The following is a 15,116-nucleotide window of genomic DNA, read 5'->3' as shown; positions in this document are numbered from 1 at the left end:
GTGAATCTCCGGCAAGGAGGCTGGTATGCGGATCCGAGGAACACGCGGGCTGCGGCGAGCGGGTGCGGTGCTCGCCGCGGCGGCCGTGGTGACGACAGCTGTGGCTGCCCCCGCCGCGGCGGGCGATGCGCCGCGCGGTAGCGGTTCGGACGTGGCCGTGCACGACGTCCGGGCCGGCGACGCCACGGACTGGACGCCTCAGCGGATGCGCTCGGCGATTCCCCTCGACAAGGTGCTGTCGCTGTCCACCGAGCTCGTCGGCGGGCTGCTGAACGCGTTGCCGGAGCTGCTGCCGTCGCCGGAGGGCGCATCGACGGGGGATCCGTGGACCGGCGGTGGTGAGGTCACGAAGACCACGGGCCGGGTGTTCTTCTCGATGGGTGGCCAGGACGCCTCGTGCAGCGGCAACGTGGTCGACAGTGCCAACGGCAGCGTCGTGGTCACCGCCGGGCACTGTGTGAAGTACCAGGGTGGATGGCACAGCGACTGGGTCTTCGTGCCCGGTTACGACGACGGTGCCGCGCCGCACGGTGAGTGGGCGGCCGAACAGACGATGACCACCCCGCAGTGGGAGGCCGACGAGGACATGAACCACGACGTCGGCATGGCGGTCGTGGAGACGAAGAACGGCCGCACAGTGGCGGACACGGTCGGTGCCCAGCGGATCGCGTTCAACGGTGAGCGTGGTCAGGAGATGCACTCGTTCGGATACCCGGCCGCCGACCCGTACGACGGGAGCACGTTGACCTACTGCGCCGGGGGCACGTTCACCGATCCGCTGCTGACCGACGATCACGGCATGAACTGCGACATGACCGGTGGTTCCAGTGGCGGGCCGTGGTTCAGCTCGTTCGATCCGGCGACGGGAACGGGTGTGCAGGAGTCGGTGAACAGCTTCGGGTACACGTTCCTGCCGAACGTGATGTTCGGCCCGTACTTCGGTGACTCGGCCAAGGCCCTTTACGACAAGGCGTCCGCGGCCTGACGCGGGTTCAGTGCGCGTCGTCCGCGGCGGACCGGTCGCTGATGCCGTGTCCGCCGTGGACGGCGGCGTGTGCGACCTTCTCGTACGCCTGTTTGTAGGGAGCGAGGTTGGCCTTGCGGCGACGGTGGGCGTGCGTCAGGCCGACGACGCCGAGCGTCGCCAGCGCGGCGAGGCCGACCCAGATGCCGACGACCACGGCCGCGGTGGTGCCACCGTCGCCCAGCAGTCGCCCGGTGGCCAAGGCGACGACGATCAGCGTCAGGAACGGCAGGGTGAACACAGCAGCCCAGCGGTTGGTGCGCCGGCTGTCGGCCTTGTAGCGGGCTGCCGCCTCGTTGTAGGCGAGCGGGGACAGGGGGTTGACGCCGAATTCGGCTTCCGCCTCAGTGGCTACCCGTTGGGCGACCGGGTCGCGGCTCAGCTCGTCGATTCCGGGGCCCTTGATGAAGTACTCGTCGTTGGTGGTGACGGTCTCGGTGCCGTGGCGTGTGGCGAGGAAGCCGGCCCTGCCGTCGCGCCGGTCGGGGTGCACGTAGGTCCACCCGTGCGCGTCGGCGAGCCGTACGAGTTCCTTGTGTTGCCGCGGGTGGAAGTCTCCGAGGTCGACACGTGCGGTGCCGCTGCTGTCCGTCGTCAGCGAGGCGAGCTGGGCGAGGAATGCCGAGTGATCGGGGGCGCCTCCGGGTGTCGTCGACGTCGCGGTCGATGTGGTTCGCGCAGCGCCGGTCGGCGAATCGCCGGACGTCGATCGCGCACCGCCGGGCAGCGGCCGGTGGAAGTTGAGCTGACGACTGTGGATGTTGGAGTCGCCGTCGTAGACGAAACCCAGCTCCTCTGCTATTTCCCGGACCTTGTCGGCTTTCACCCCGACCCGTGGCGTCGCACTGATCTGGACGACCCCGGTCGGTGACTCGCGCTTGAGGAGCTCCTTGCGCACCTGCTCGTAGCGCTTGTCCAAGGGAGTCAGCAGCTGGCTGATCACAGCCCAAGCGATGAGGACGAGGCACCCACCGCCGATCACCATCGCGATCGCGGCGAACGTCCAAGCTACCGTGTTCATCTCAGCCTCCGTCCAGCACGCTGCCGATGCCGCTCGACCCTTCGCGGCTGACCCACCGTATCGACTTGCATATGTTCGCCATGATTGCCTGGTAGTCCTCCCAGTCGTCGACGAACTGGGTGGCCATTGCGAAGCAAGCTATTTTCCCGAGGCCTCCCATCGGGTGGATCAACTGGATCTGACGCACCGTGTACCTTTTTTCCGACGGCTCCGGCGTTGCGGACAGTATGTCGTCTTCTATCGTGGCCACGCACCGTCCGATCGGCAGGTCGACCAATGCGCACTTGGCGTTTCTTCGGTGTTGGCGAAGGATGTTCACGATTTCTTCCGGCTGCCTGGCGCTTCGGCTTTCGGCTGGATGAACTGCGACGGTGAAGTTGGCCATCGTGGCTGAGTTCGGCACCCGTTCGGACCTGCCGAGAAACGTAGCTGCGTATATCACCCCGTTGGCGAGCATTGTCTCCACCGCGACTGCCGCCGCCGCTGTCGCTTCGAGGTGCTGTTCGTCGGACCATGACGGTACGACGGCACGTAATCGATTATATGTTGATTGTATTCGTTCGTCAGTGGTGGCTGCGAGATTGATCGGATGGAATCCCTCTGGGAGCTGGAACCTGAAAGGGAAAAGTGAATCGGTGTCTGTCATCGTCAACCAAGGGCGCGGGTGAAGGAGGAAAGTGATGATCCGAGACCTTTGATGCTGTTTCCGGTGGTCTCCCATTCGCGGAGGCTCGTGTTCGCGGCTGTCGCAGCTGCTGCGTACCCGGAACCGTCCTTGAGCGCGCCCGTCGAGCCTTCCCCGGCGAATGCCTCGATCGTCGAAGGCGTTTGGAATGCCACGTTCAAGGTCCCTTCGAGGGACTTGGCGATGGTGTCGGCGTTGCCGCCCACGAGGCCGGAGACCTTGTCGCCTGCCCAGGCAGCAGCGGTGGAGGCTTTGGGCACTTCCTGGATGGTGTCCATGGCAAGGCGTGCTCCGCCTGCGACGGAGTCGCTGACGTTCAGGCCCTGCATGAGATCCACGGTCAAGCCTCCGCCCTTGGCGGCGGCTCCCACTCCGGGCAGGACCCCGAGCATGTCCGCACCGAGTCCGACCCATGCTGACGGCTCGTCCCACTTGCCTTCCTTGACCATCTCGCCGCCGTGTGCGGCGAGGGCGACGCCGCCGGCTGCCAGCGCGATCGGCCCCGTGAACGGGGCGAGCACCGGGATGAACGACAGGGCGCCGGCGACCGCGGAGATCATGCCTGCGACGTCGCCGATCTCGCCGAGGTGGTCCATGACCCAGTCGCCTGCGCCTGCGAGTGCGTCGCCGATCGACTCGAAGAACCCCTTGTCCGGGGCGAGTTCGGCGGCCCGGTTCAGCTGTTCGGCACACGCGGCGCCGTCCTGGTTCCACGTCTCCATCAGTTGCTGGGCCTGCCTGCGGATCCCGTCGACCCGGTCCCATGCCGCACCTGCGGCGCGGTTGGCCGCGGAGGCCGCCTGCGCCTTCTCGTCGACCTGCGACTGGGCTGCCTGAACGGCTCCCGGACTGCCGTCGTGCATCACCGGCGTGTTGGCCTCGGCATTCGCCTTCTGGGCCGCCGCGTCGGCCTGTTCGGCCTCGGCGATCGCCTTCTTCGCGGCCTCCTCGAGTTCACCGGCGCGTTTCTGGTGCTGTTCGAGCTGGTCGCCCCACGTGCTCAGGGCCTTTCCGGCCTTCTTCAACGAGGAATGCGCGCTGTCGAGATATCCGGGCAGATCGCCCAGTTTGTCGGCGAACGCCCGCGAGGCGGGGCCCTTCCACACGTCCTGCTTGTCCTGTACCGACACCAGCACCTCGTGCGCCTCTCCGGCGTAGGTCGCCGTGTCGGACATCTGCGAGGCGAGATTGCGCACCGTGGCCACGTTGCCGCGGGCCGGATCGAAGCCCAGTGCCGGGTACTTCTCGTCGCTCATCGCGTGCCCGCCCCGGCGCTTTCGAGGTCACCCTCCATCTTCTTGAGGCTTTCGCGAAGCTGGTTCTCGACCTCGCTGTAGTTCTGCTTGGCCTTGTCGACACCCTCCCGGATCTCGCCGATGGCCTCACGCAGCTTCTCGAGCCCCTCCTCCCAGTCGTCACGGAACGTGCCGCAGGCCTCGTCGAGTACATCGGGGCCGATTTTGTCCGGTCCGACGTTTTCGAGCCGTTTTGTCGCGTTCTCGATGTTCTCCGCTGTTCGATCGAGATTCTTTCCGAGCGCGTCGAGGCCGCCGATATCCACCTCGAAGTCCGAATCAGCCATGTTTTCCCCTCTATGGCACAGGTGTGCGGACACCATAATGATTCGGCCGCCGAATGCGCGGAAGGGTGCCCACGTGCGCCGCGGGGCGGGGCCGTCCCGCCATGTGGCCTTCGTATGCTGGGTGTCGTGAACTGGACTGTGGACGTCCCCCTCGACGCCTTGCCCTCGCTGCCCCCGCTGCCCTCCGAGCTGCGCGGACAGCTCGACGACGCGCTCGCCCGGCCCGCCGCCCAGCAGCCGGAGTGGCCCGACGCCGACAACGTCACGGCCGTGCGGTCGCTGCTGGAGAGCGTGCCGCCGATCACGATGCCCGCCGAGGTCGACCGGCTGCGCGAGCGGCTCGCCATGGTGGCCCGCGGTGAGGCGTTCCTGCTGCAGGGCGGCGACTGCGCGGAGACGTTCGAGTCCAACACCGAGCCGCACATCCGGGCCAACCTGCGCACGCTCCTGCAGATGGCCGTGGTGCTGACCTACGGGGCCAGCCTCCCGGTGGTGAAGGTCGGCCGGATCGCCGGGCAGTACGCCAAGCCGCGTTCGAAGTCCACCGACGCGCTCGGCCTTCCCGTCTACCGCGGCGACATCGTCAACTCGCTGGCCGCCGAGCCCGAGCTGCGGGTGCCGGACCCCGGCCGCATGATCCGCGCCTACGCCAATGCGGGCGCGGCGATGAACCTCGTGCGCGCGCTCACCGGCGCGGGCATGGCCGATCTGGCCCAGGTGCACGACTGGAACAAGGACTTCGTGCGCACCTCGCCCGCGGGCGAGCGGTACGAGGCGCTGGCCGCCGAGATCGACCGCGGCCTGCGGTTCATGTCCGCGTGCGGGGTGCAGGACAGCTCGCTGCACAGCACCGAGATCTTCGCCAGCCACGAGGCGCTGCTGCTGGACTACGAGCGCGCCATGCTGCGCCTCGACAAGCCGGGTTCGGCGGACGCGCAGCTGTACAACCTGTCGGCGCACTTCCTGTGGATCGGCGAGCGGACCCGCCAGCTCGACGGCGCGCACATCGCGTTCGCCGAGCTGCTGTCCAACCCCATCGGGCTGAAGATCGGCCCGACCACCACGCCGGAACAGGCCGTCGAGTACGTCGAGCGGCTCGACCCGCGCAACGAACCGGGCAGGCTCACGCTCATCTCGCGCATGGGCAACAGCAAGGTCCGCGAGGTGCTGCCCGCGATCGTGGAGAAGGTCGAAAGCTCGGGGCACAAGGTCATCTGGCAGTGCGACCCGATGCACGGCAACACCCACGAGACCTCGAACGGCTACAAGACCCGCCACTTCGACCGCGTCGTCGACGAGGTGCAGGGCTTCTTCGAGGTGCACAACCGGCTCGGAAGCTACCCGGGCGGCATCCACATCGAGCTGACCGGCGAGGACGTCACCGAGTGTCTGGGCGGCGCGCAGGACATCTCCGACCTCGACCTGTCCGGCCGCTACGAGACCGCCTGCGACCCGCGCCTGAACACCCAGCAGTCGCTCGAACTGGCGTTCCTCGTCGCGGAGATGCTCAAGTCCTGACCTCCGCCGGTGGCGGCCGCCCCACGGAACGGCCGCTACCGGCGGGAGCTCACACCTGCTGTTGCAGCAGCGCCATGGACTTGCCGACACCGTCGGCGAGCGATCCCACGTCGGCGACCGCGTGCCCGTTGGCCTGCAACCCGATGTGCACCCCGTCGCGATAGGTCGCCACGGCGATCCCCACCGACTGGTGCGGGGCCAACGGGACGAACGGATACACCTCGCGCAGCCGCGCCCCGTCGAGGGACAACGGGATGCTCGGCACCGGCACGGTGGTGATGACCGTGTCGAACAGCAGCGGCGCGGCATGGCCTGCGGCCTTCGCCGCCAGTCGATGCACACCGGACGGCAGCCGGTTCGCCAGCACCGGCAACGCGCCCGCGCCGCGGGTCGGTCCCGCCTCCTTGTTGCGCTGCATCGCCGCGCGCACCAGTCGCAGCCGCTCGAGCGGGTCGTCGACCTCCACCGGCAGGTCGCACAGATAACCCGACAGGCTGTTGCCCGCCTGCCGGCGCTCGCGGCCACGTAGGCTCACGGGGATCAGCGCGCGCAGCGCACGTGCGTCGGCACGCTGGCCCCGGTTCACCATCCACTCCCGCAATGCCCCCGTCAGCACGGCGAGCACCACGTCGTGGGTGGTGCCGCCGTGGGCCGACCGGATCGCGCGGATGTCCGACGCCGACAGGCGCACCAGGCCCGCGTGGCGGCTCGGCGAGTTGACCGTGGCCGTCGGCGACAACGGGTACGGCCGTGCGGAGGTCACGATCGACCCCGCGATGCCAGCCGACTCGACCGCCTGGCCGAGCAGTGCCGCCGCCGAATCCGCGGCCGCGGCCAACGGTGACCTCGGCGCGCCCTGCTCCTCGTCGTCCGCCTCGGCAGGCCGGCGCGGGGCCGGGGGAACGGGCAGGGTGATGTCGTCCAGCAGCGCCAGCGCCAGTTCGACCGCGCCCATCCCGTCGGCGAGCGCGTGATGGAACTTCACCAGCAGGGCGAAATCCCCGTCGGGAAGCCCCGTGACGACCTGAACGCTCCACAGTGGACGCTTCAGGTCGAGCGGCTCGGCGATCCAGTGCTGCGCGAACGCCGCGAGAGGGTCGGGTGCGTACCGGTCGTAGAGGCTGCTCACCGCCACGTGCCGGTGCGGGTCGAACAGCGGGTCGTCCTCCCAGTGGGCGCCGCTGAACGGAAGTGGGCCGGTCCGTACGCGGCGGCGCAGTCGCGGCATCCGCGCGGCCCGTTCGGCGAGCAGGTCCGCGACCCGGTCGGCGTTCCAGCCGCGCCGCGGACGGAACGTCGCGACCGCGCCCATGTGCATCGGTGTCGCGTCGCCTTCCAGGCAGAGGAAGGCCATGTCGAGTGCGCTGAGCCGTTCCGGTGCCATAGGAGTCTCCCGGGCAATGGTGGTCGCGTGCATGCGGTGCACGTCGTGAGGTGTACTCGGGTGCCGTCGCTCCGGTGGTGCTGAAAAAGCCGTGCCGCCAGTGCACCAGATGTGCATGACACGGGTGTGGTCGTCGTGTTACCGACCCGGAAACGCCAGGCAGGGAAGGTTCTACCGCCCCGTGGTCGTTGTCGGCATCCCGACGCCGCGACTTGAGCCGATGCGTGCCGGATCACACACCGCACCGACCACGGGCGGCGCGGAGCGCGGCCGTGCCGACCACCGGCAGAGCGCTCAGGGCCGGGTCAGGGCCGGGTCAGGGCAGGGTGTTGAGGGCGACCTCGCTGCCCTTCTCGACCCGGGTCCCCGGTTCCGGGCTCTGGCCGACGACGAACACGAACCGGTCGCCGTCCCAGCCTCCTCCACCGTCTCCGCCATCGCCACCGTCTCCGCCGTCGTCGGATTCGCCCGCGACGCGCAGTCCGGCGTCCGAGAGCAGCTGCCGTGCGTCGGGCAGTGGACGGCCCTTCACGTCGGGCACGTCGACGGCGTTCGAGACGTACACGCCGATCCGCTGACCCTGCTCGACCGTCTCCTCGGCCGCGGGGTCGGTGCGCACGACGTGGCCGCCCGCGACGTCGGCGGAGAACTCCTCACCCGCGTCGTACGGTTCGAAGCCCGCCTGCTGCAGCGTGGTGAACGCCTGGTCGCGCGGCATTCCCGCCACCGAGGGCACCGGCGTCGGCTCCGGCCCCTTCGACACCACGATCGTCACGTCGGCGCCGATGTTGACCTGGGTGCCCGGCTGGGGCGTCACCGAGATGACCGAGCCCTCCTCGACGTCGGTGCTGTACTGGTCGGTGCTCTCGTCGTGCTTCGGGTTGAGCTGGGCCTGCTCGACCGCCTGTCTGGCCTGCTCCAACGACATGCCCGACTGGATGTCAGGCACCACCGGCTTGCCCAGGGACACCATCACCGTCACCTGGGCGCCCTGCAGCGCACGTGCCCCCGCGGGCGGGTCGGTGCGGATGCTCGTGCCTGCGGGCACGGTGTTGTGGCGTTCCTCGCCGAAGGTCGGGGTCAGCTCGGCCTGGCGCAACGCCTCGGCCGCCTGTTGGCGGTCCATGCCCGCGATGTCGGGGACGTCGACGTAGCGTCCGGATAGGAACCACCATCCGCCCGCACCGACGCCGCCCACGAACAACAGGGCGACCACCAGCCACAACGCGAGCCACGGGCCACGTCGCCTGCTGGGGCCGTCGGCGCCGTCCTCGGGTGCGGGTTCGGGCGCACCCTGGGCGGAGGAGGACCGGGGCAACGCCTGCGTCCCGGTGGGGCCTCCCGCCGTCGGGACCGTCACGGCCTGCAGGGACGGCACGGTGCGTTCGGCATCGGGGATCTCCGGTTCCGGTGGGGCCGGGACCGGGACCGCGGTGGTGACGATGCCCAGGTCCTCGCGGATCCGCCGTAGCTCGGCCAGGAACGCACCGGCGTTGGCCGGCCGCGCCTCCGGATCACGCCGGGTGGCGCGCTGCACGAGCTCGTCGAGTGCGGGAGGCAGGTCGGCACGCGACGCGCTCGGCGGCGGGACATCGTCGTTGACGTGGCGATACGCCACGGAGATCGGGGTGTCGGCGGTGTAGGGCACCTGTCCGGTGAGCATCTCGTACAGCAGGACGCCCGCGGAGTACACGTCGCCCGCCTCGCCTGCCGAACCGGTCGTGACCTGCTCGGGAGACAGGTAGGCCACCGTGCCGAGGATGACGCTGCCGGTCGTGTTGCCGGTCGCGGCGACCGCGCGCACCAGGCCGAAATCGCCCACCTTCACGACACCGCCACCCGCCGCGCCACCTCGGCCGATGAGCACGTTCTCGGGTTTGACGTCGCGGTGCACCAGGCCCGCGTCGTGGGCGGCGCCGAGCGCGGACAGGACGTTCTCGGCGATCGTCAACGCCAACGGCAGGGCGAGCGCGCCGCGCTGGTCGAGCAGGTCGCGCAGGGTGCCGCCGTCGACCAGTTCCATCACGAGGAACGCCCGTCGCTGTTGGTCGGCGGGTGCGCCGGGGGAGAGGTCGAAGCCCTGGTCGTGCACGGCGACGACGTGCGGGTGGTGCAGTTTCGCCGCGGAACGGGCTTCCCGTTCGAAGCGCTCGACGAAGCTGCGGTCGTCGGCGAACCGCGAGTCCATGATCTTGATCGCCACGGGGCGGTCGAGGCGGGTGTCGAGCCCGCGGTACACCGACGACATACCGCCGCGGGCGAGGAGCCCGTCGACCCGGTATCGCCGGTCGAGCAGTGCGCCCACGAGGGTGTCGTCCGTCCGTGTCACACCCCGAGATCCTACGGACGGGCGAAACTCACCCGTCCGGTGTCCCCGGTCGGCCGTTCGCCCGGTTGGAGCTCGACCGGGGGCGGCATATGGCAAGGTGGTGCATGTGAGTGCGATCCCCCTGGCTGACGATGTGCTCGACGCCGATGTGGCGGTTCTCCCCGTGGCCGAGGTAGCGACGAGGTTGAACGTCGCGCAGAACAAGGTGCGGCAGATGCTCAGGGACGGTCAGCTGATCGCCGTCCGCCGTGACGGCGACCTGGTGATCCCCGAGGTCTTCTTCCGGGAAAGCGCGGTGGTCAAGGGCCTGGCGGGCACGATCACCGTCCTCTCCGACGCCGGGTTCACCCGCACGGAGATGCTGCGCTGGCTGTTCACCGAGGACGAATCGCTTCCCGGCATCACCCCCATCAACGCGCTGCGCACCAACCACGGCACCGAGGTCAAACGCCGCGCCCAGGCGATGGCGTTCTAGGACTCGGCGGCGTTCTAGGTGTTCTGGGCGTTCTGGCGTTCGTGGCGTACTGACCGCGCCGTCACAGGCGGCGCGGCCGCAGGAGGCCGAACAGGGCTGCCGCGCCGAGCTGTACCGCGGCCGCGGTGAGCAGGCACAGCGGCACCGATTGCGTGGCGAGGACGCCCGCCAACGCGGTTCCGGCCGCCATCGCGGTGATCTTCAGGCTCGCGCCCAGCGTGAAGACGCGAGCCCGTAGATGCTCCGGTGCGTCCCGGTGGCGAATACGGATCAGCGCCGTCAGCTGTGGCCCCTCGCCGAGCCCTGCGAGCAGTGCGGCGCCCACGACCCAGCCCGCACCGGGCAGCGCCGCGACCGCCGTGGCGACGGCGAGCAGGATCGTCGTGGTCAGCAACAGGGTGTCCGCGCGGATCAGCGTCGGCCTGCGCGCGAGTACGGCGTTGGCGGCCAGCCCGGTCGCGGCGACCCCGGCGAGCAGGAGCGCGCCGCGACTCGCATCGCCCAGCCGGAGCGCACCCAGCAGTGGGCAGGCGACGACGAGCATGCCCACGCCGGCGAACGACACCATCGACGTGGCCGTCGCCCGCAGCAGTGACCGGGTCGCGACGATCGTGGTCAGCCCCTCCACCAGGGCGGAACGCAGCTGTTCGGCGGGGCCGGGCACGCGCGAGGGCAGGCGCCACGCGGCCGGCACGGCGGCGACGACGAGGGCGATCGTGATCGACACGGCCGTGGTGGCTCCGACCGCGTCGGCGAGGATGCCGACCAGAGCAGGGCCGGCGAGCGCGGCACCACTGAACGTCATGGCGTCGAGCCCCGTCGCGCGAGACAGCCCGGCCGGGTCGACGACGTCGGGCAGCTGCGCCGTCCATCCGCCAGAGACCGCGGGGGCGAACAGCCCCGCCGCCACGGCCAACACCACGAGTGCCGGGGTGGGGACCCGGCCCAACAGCGCGACGACGAGCACGAGGCCCGCGCCGTAACAGGCGAGTGCCGTGCCGAGAACACGGCCGGGACGCGGGCTCCGGTCGAGCAGGACGCCGAGAAGCGGTCCGCCGATCGCCGCCGACGACGTGAGTCCGGTCAGCAGGGCCGACGCGGTGCCGACCGAGCCGGACGCCGTGAGGCCGGCCAGGAGGATCGCGGGCCCGGACATCTCGTCGCCGGTACGGGCACTCGTCGCGCCGAGCAGGTAGCCGGGCAGTGCACGCCGCGGCGGGGCGCCGGACTCGGCGCCCGCTGTCACGCCTGATGCCACGCCCGATGCCGCACCTGACGCCATACCCGCTGCCGCACCCGAAGCGTAACGGCTTCGCATCAACAAGACGTTACTATGTGGGCGTGGGTCCGTTCAACGTCATCGGGCGAGCCGCCGATCTGATCGTGGTGTTGCAGGAAGCGCCGACCGTCGAGGACGTGACGGCGGTGCTCGTCGAACACGGCGAACGCGAGCCGTTCCGCCTCACCGCCGCCGACGTCGAGGCGCTGCGCGAGGCGGCGCCGCAGCTGCGGGAGGTCTTCGCCGCGGCCTCCGTGGACGAGGCGGTCACGCGGATCAATGCGCTGCTGGCGCGATACGCGTCGCCGCCGCGGCTGACCTCGCACGGCGGTGTGCACCCGTGGCACCTGCACGCCGACCGCGACGACGACGGTCCGCTGGTCGACTGGTTCATGTCGTCGACGGGGCTGGCCATGGCGTTCGCGCTCGCCGAGCGGCAACGCCCGCCCGGCGGGATCTGCGCCTCGGAGTCCTGCCGGCGACCGTTCGCCGACCCGGGAGGTGGTAGCCCCCGGCGCTACTGCTCCCCGCGGTGCGCCACCCGGGAACGCGTCGCGGCCCATCGGCGGGCGCCCAGGGACGCCCGGCGACCGTGAGAGAGCACTCGCGGTGCCGCGCACCGCACGGGCGGACCCGTGTGCGCGCGGCACCGCGAACGCGCGTGGCGGATCAGCCGTTCTGGGCGTCGCGCCAGTCGATCCACTTTTTGAGCGTCGACAGGTCGTAGTCGGGCCCGCCCGCGCCCACCGTGAACATCGTGATGCCCAGGTCGAGCAGCGCCTGACCGGAGTCCTCCGGGGCGCCTTCGACGCCGACGGAGCGTTCGATCTCGGCCGGGTCGCGGCCCACGTCGGCGCAGTGCTGGTCGAGGATCGACAGCTTCCGCTTGGCCACCTCGACGTCGCCGAAGCCGTGCCACACGTCGGCGTGCTGGGCCACCAGGCGCAGCGTCTTCTTCTCGCCGCCGCCACCGATCAGCACGGGGATGTCGCGCGTCGGCGCCGGGTTGAGCTTGCCGAGTCGGCTCTCGATCCGCGGCAGCGCGTCGGCCAGGTCGGCGATCCGGCTGCCCGCGGTGCCGAACTCGTAGCCGTACTCGTCGTAGTCCTTCTGGAACCAGCCCGCACCGATGCCGAGGATCAGCCGCCCACCCGAGATGTGGTCGACGGTGCGGGCCATGTCGGCCAGCAGTTCGGGATTGCGGTAGCTGTTGCACGTCACCAGCGCGCCGATCTCGACGTTCGAGGTCTGCTCGGCCCACGCGCCCAGCATCGTCCAGCACTCGAAGTGCATGCCGTCGGGATCGCCGTAGAGCGGATAGAAGTGGTCCCAGTTGAACAGGATGTCCACGCCGAGCTCCTCCGCCTCGGCGGCGGTCCGGCGCATCGTGTCGTAGTCGGCGTGCTGTGGCTGCAGCTGCAGTCCAATTCGGACGTTCCTGGAGGTCATGACACCAGCCTAGTCGCCAACGCCCGTGCGGCAACGCCGCTGCGGCGGGCTTTCCCCACGACCACCCTTCTGTTCAAGATGTCGTAATCGGCGCCCGCGATCTCGTCGAGAATCCCGCGGTAGAGCGTCAGTGCCGTCCGCACGCACGGCCTCGATTCCGGCCGTAGCAACGCGACGCCCGGCAGGGCGCGCCGGTAGACGGCGTGGTTGCGGGCCACGAACCAGCGCAGTGCGCGGCGGATGCGGGCGTCGGTGCGGCCGGTCGCGGCGGACCACTCCAACAGGGGACGGTCCACACCGAACGCGGCGAGCGCGTCGGCGGGCAGGTAGATCCGTCCGCGGCGCAGATCCTCCCCGACGTCGCGCAGGAAGTTCGTCATCTGGAACGCCTCGCCGAGCGCCTCGGCGTACGGCTCGGCCTCCTCCTGCGGGGCGACCGTGCCGAGCACGGGCAGCATCTGCAGTCCGATCACGCCTGCCGACCCGTGGACGTACTCGCCGAGCGCGGCGAAGTCCGGATAGTCCCGAACGTGCAGATCCATGCGCATCGAGCGCAGGAAGGCCTCGAACCACGTGCGGCGCAGGCGGTAACGGCGCACCGTGTCGGCGAACGCGGCGGCCACCGGACCGTCGACGTCGCGCCCGGCGTAGACGTCGTCGAGCAGCCGGGCACAGCCGGCCAGCGCGGTGTGCGGGTCGCCGCCAGGGAGGTCGACGGCGTCGTCCACGCGGCGGGCGAAGCCGTACAGGGCGTAGGTCGCGGGACGGGCGTGGCGTGGCAGCAGCAACGTCGCGAGGAAGTACGTGCGGCCGTGCCGGGCCGCGATCCTGCGGCAGGCGCGGTACTCGGATCTCATGGCAGGGCGAGCGGTTCGGCGACGATGCGTTCGGCGGCGAGGCGTCCCGAGATCAGCACCGGTGGAATGCCGACACCGGGACGGGTGCCCGAACCGGCCAGCACGACGTTGTCCGCACCACGCACGAGGTTCGCGGGCCGGAACGGTCCGGTCTGGGGCAGCGTGTGGGCGAGGGAGAACGGGGTGCCCGCCTCCATCCCGCGTTCGGCCCAGTCCAGCGGCGTGTCCATGCGGTGGAGGCGGAACTCGCCCGCGAACCCGTCCAGTCCGCGACGCTCGAGTTCGTCCAGCAGCTCGTCGCGGTACGCCGGGGCGATGCGGGTCCAGTCGAGCGGTCCGGTGTGGAGGTTCGGCACGGGCGTGAGGACGCTCACCAGTTCGCGGCCGCCGGCCGCCAGCGCCGGGTCGGTGGCCGTGGGCCTGGTGACCAGCAGGGAGGGGTCGCTCATGAGCCTGCCGTCGCGCGCGATCTCGCGGAACGTCTCGTGCCATGCGTGGCCGAAGAAGATCGTGTGGTGGTCGAGCCGGTCGGCCCATCCGCGTTCGGCGTCCCCGTGCAGCACCACCGCCGACGGGGCGTAGCGCGGGACGAGCGGCCTGCGCGGGTGGATACCCAGCAGGCGGTAGGCGGTCGTCAACTCGGTCGCGAGCACCACGGCGTCGCACGGGATGCGCTCGCCGTCGGCCGTGCGCACCGCGCGGACACGGCTGCCGACGCGTTCGAGCCACGCCGCCTGCGTGGCCGTCCGCACCGTGGCGCCCGCCTCCTCGGCGGCATCGGCCATGGCGCCGGCGATACCGCCCATGCCGCCGTGCGGGTAGAACACCCCGCCCACGGTGTCCATGAACGGGATCGCGCCGTACGCCCCGAGTGCGCGGCGCGGTTCGAGACCCGCGTACAGCGCCTGGAACGAGAACAGCCGTCGCACCCGGTCGTCGGTGACGAACCGGGCGACCTTCGGCCACAGCCTGCCGAACCCTCCCAGCCGCACGAGCCGGGCCAGCTGCGGAAGCGCTTCGGGGCGGACGAGATCGAGCGGGCCGTCGAAGTTGCCGCCGATGAACCGCTCGGCCTCGGCGGCGTACAACTCGGTGAGCCATCGCCGCAGCCGGAGGTAGCCCTGGGCCTCCCGGGGACCGGCGACGGCTCGCAGCTCGGCCGCCATCGCCTCCGGATCGCTGTGCAGGGCGATCGACGAGCCGTCGGCGAAGTGCGCGCGATACGCCGGATCCAGCTGGGTGAGCGTGAGCCGTTCGGAGGTCTTCTCGCCGACCGCGGCGAAGGCCTCGTCGAGCAGCTCCGGCATCGTCAGCACCGTGGCACCGGTGTCGACGGCGTGGCCGCCGAGCGTCTCGGTGTCCACCCGGCCGCCCGGCCGCGGTGCGCGCTCGAGCACCGTGACCTGCCTGCCCGCGCCGGTCAGGTGCAGTGCGGCCGACAGGCCCGCCAGGCCCGCGCCGACGACGACCACCCGGTCGGTGGCCCCGGAAACCGTCCGCATCGCCCGCCGCT

At 70.5% G+C, this 15,116-nt stretch carries 14 protein-coding genes; 4 read left to right on the top strand and 10 right to left on the bottom strand.

The window, feature by feature from the left end:
- Positions 1-25 precede the first annotated feature (25 nt).
- Positions 26-985, top strand: a complete 960-nt coding sequence (locus tag IF64_RS0106280; protein ID WP_030531059.1) for a trypsin-like serine peptidase — start codon at positions 26-28, stop codon at positions 983-985.
- A 7-nt stretch (positions 986-992) separates the two neighbouring features.
- On the opposite strand, the gene IF64_RS0106275 is transcribed toward IF64_RS0106280, so the two are convergent.
- Genes IF64_RS0106275 through IF64_RS0106260 form a run of 4 tightly spaced genes read right to left on the bottom strand, consistent with a single transcriptional unit; the run spans position 993 to position 4,312 of the window.
- Positions 993-2,045 carry a hypothetical protein gene (locus tag IF64_RS0106275; protein WP_030531058.1) on the bottom strand — a complete coding sequence of 351 codons (1,053 nt, stop codon included), beginning with the start codon at positions 2,043-2,045 and terminating at the stop codon, positions 993-995.
- Position 2,046: 1 nt separating this feature from the next.
- Complete coding sequence (locus IF64_RS27025) at positions 2,047-2,691, bottom strand: hypothetical protein (RefSeq protein ID WP_157575501.1); 645 nt, start codon at positions 2,689-2,691, stop codon at positions 2,047-2,049.
- Between the two features lie 2 nt (positions 2,692-2,693).
- A complete protein-coding gene (locus IF64_RS0106265; RefSeq protein WP_030531056.1) occupies positions 2,694-3,986 on the bottom strand; it encodes a hypothetical protein in 1,293 nt (430 codons plus the stop codon).
- Positions 3,983-4,312 carry a WXG100 family type VII secretion target gene (locus tag IF64_RS0106260; RefSeq protein WP_030531055.1) on the bottom strand — a complete coding sequence of 110 codons (330 nt, stop codon included), beginning with the start codon at positions 4,310-4,312 and terminating at the stop codon, positions 3,983-3,985. Before IF64_RS0106260 ends, IF64_RS0106265 begins: the two co-directional genes overlap by 4 nt.
- Before the next feature lie 114 nt (positions 4,313-4,426).
- On the opposite strand from IF64_RS0106260, the gene IF64_RS0106255 reads away from it, so the two are divergent.
- Positions 4,427-5,830: a class II 3-deoxy-7-phosphoheptulonate synthase gene (locus IF64_RS0106255; protein ID WP_030531054.1), complete on the top strand. Its 1,404-nt coding sequence runs from the start codon at positions 4,427-4,429 to the stop codon at positions 5,828-5,830.
- Positions 5,831-5,879: 49 nt separating this feature from the next.
- Here the strand turns inward: IF64_RS0106255 and IF64_RS0106250 are convergent, their stop codons facing one another.
- Positions 5,880-7,214 (bottom strand): wax ester/triacylglycerol synthase family O-acyltransferase, encoded by a 1,335-nt coding sequence (locus IF64_RS0106250; protein ID WP_030531053.1) that lies wholly within the window; start codon positions 7,212-7,214, stop codon positions 5,880-5,882.
- Between the two features lie 316 nt (positions 7,215-7,530).
- Positions 7,531-9,543, bottom strand: coding sequence for a Stk1 family PASTA domain-containing Ser/Thr kinase (locus tag IF64_RS0106245; protein WP_030531052.1), 2,013 nt, complete (start codon positions 9,541-9,543; stop codon positions 7,531-7,533).
- 106 nt (positions 9,544-9,649) lie between these two features.
- On the opposite strand from IF64_RS0106245, the gene IF64_RS27630 reads away from it, so the two are divergent.
- Complete coding sequence (locus IF64_RS27630; protein ID WP_030531051.1) at positions 9,650-10,018, top strand: Rv2175c family DNA-binding protein; 369 nt, start codon at positions 9,650-9,652, stop codon at positions 10,016-10,018.
- A gap of 61 nt (positions 10,019-10,079) precedes the next feature.
- On the opposite strand, the gene IF64_RS0106235 is transcribed toward IF64_RS27630, so the two are convergent.
- Positions 10,080-11,276 carry an MFS transporter gene (locus IF64_RS0106235; protein WP_246134745.1) on the bottom strand — a complete coding sequence of 399 codons (1,197 nt, stop codon included), beginning with the start codon at positions 11,274-11,276 and terminating at the stop codon, positions 10,080-10,082.
- An 83-nt stretch (positions 11,277-11,359) separates the two neighbouring features.
- Between IF64_RS0106235 and IF64_RS0106230 the strand changes: the two genes are divergently transcribed.
- Positions 11,360-11,893 (top strand): CGNR zinc finger domain-containing protein, encoded by a 534-nt coding sequence (locus IF64_RS0106230; protein ID WP_246134744.1) that lies wholly within the window; start codon positions 11,360-11,362, stop codon positions 11,891-11,893.
- Between the two features lie 73 nt (positions 11,894-11,966).
- Here IF64_RS0106230 and IF64_RS0106225 read toward each other — a convergent pair whose 3' ends face one another.
- Genes IF64_RS0106225 through crtI form a run of 3 tightly spaced genes read right to left on the bottom strand, consistent with a single transcriptional unit; the run spans position 11,967 to position 15,105 of the window.
- A complete protein-coding gene (locus tag IF64_RS0106225) occupies positions 11,967-12,746 on the bottom strand; it encodes an LLM class F420-dependent oxidoreductase (protein ID WP_030531048.1) in 780 nt (259 codons plus the stop codon).
- Positions 12,743-13,603 (bottom strand): phytoene/squalene synthase family protein, encoded by an 861-nt coding sequence (locus IF64_RS0106220; protein ID WP_051757514.1) that lies wholly within the window; start codon positions 13,601-13,603, stop codon positions 12,743-12,745. Before IF64_RS0106220 ends, IF64_RS0106225 begins: the two co-directional genes overlap by 4 nt.
- Positions 13,600-15,105 carry a phytoene desaturase family protein gene (crtI, locus tag IF64_RS0106215; protein WP_030531047.1) on the bottom strand — a complete coding sequence of 502 codons (1,506 nt, stop codon included), beginning with the start codon at positions 15,103-15,105 and terminating at the stop codon, positions 13,600-13,602. Before crtI ends, IF64_RS0106220 begins: the two co-directional genes overlap by 4 nt.
- Positions 15,106-15,116 lie beyond the last annotated feature (11 nt).

Source organism: Prauserella rugosa (genome assembly GCF_000719975.1).
Lineage (GTDB): Bacteria > Actinomycetota > Actinomycetes > Mycobacteriales > Pseudonocardiaceae > Prauserella > Prauserella rugosa.
The sequence above is the reverse complement of the archived record's forward strand: the minus strand, read 5'-3'. Positions and strand labels throughout refer to the sequence as shown.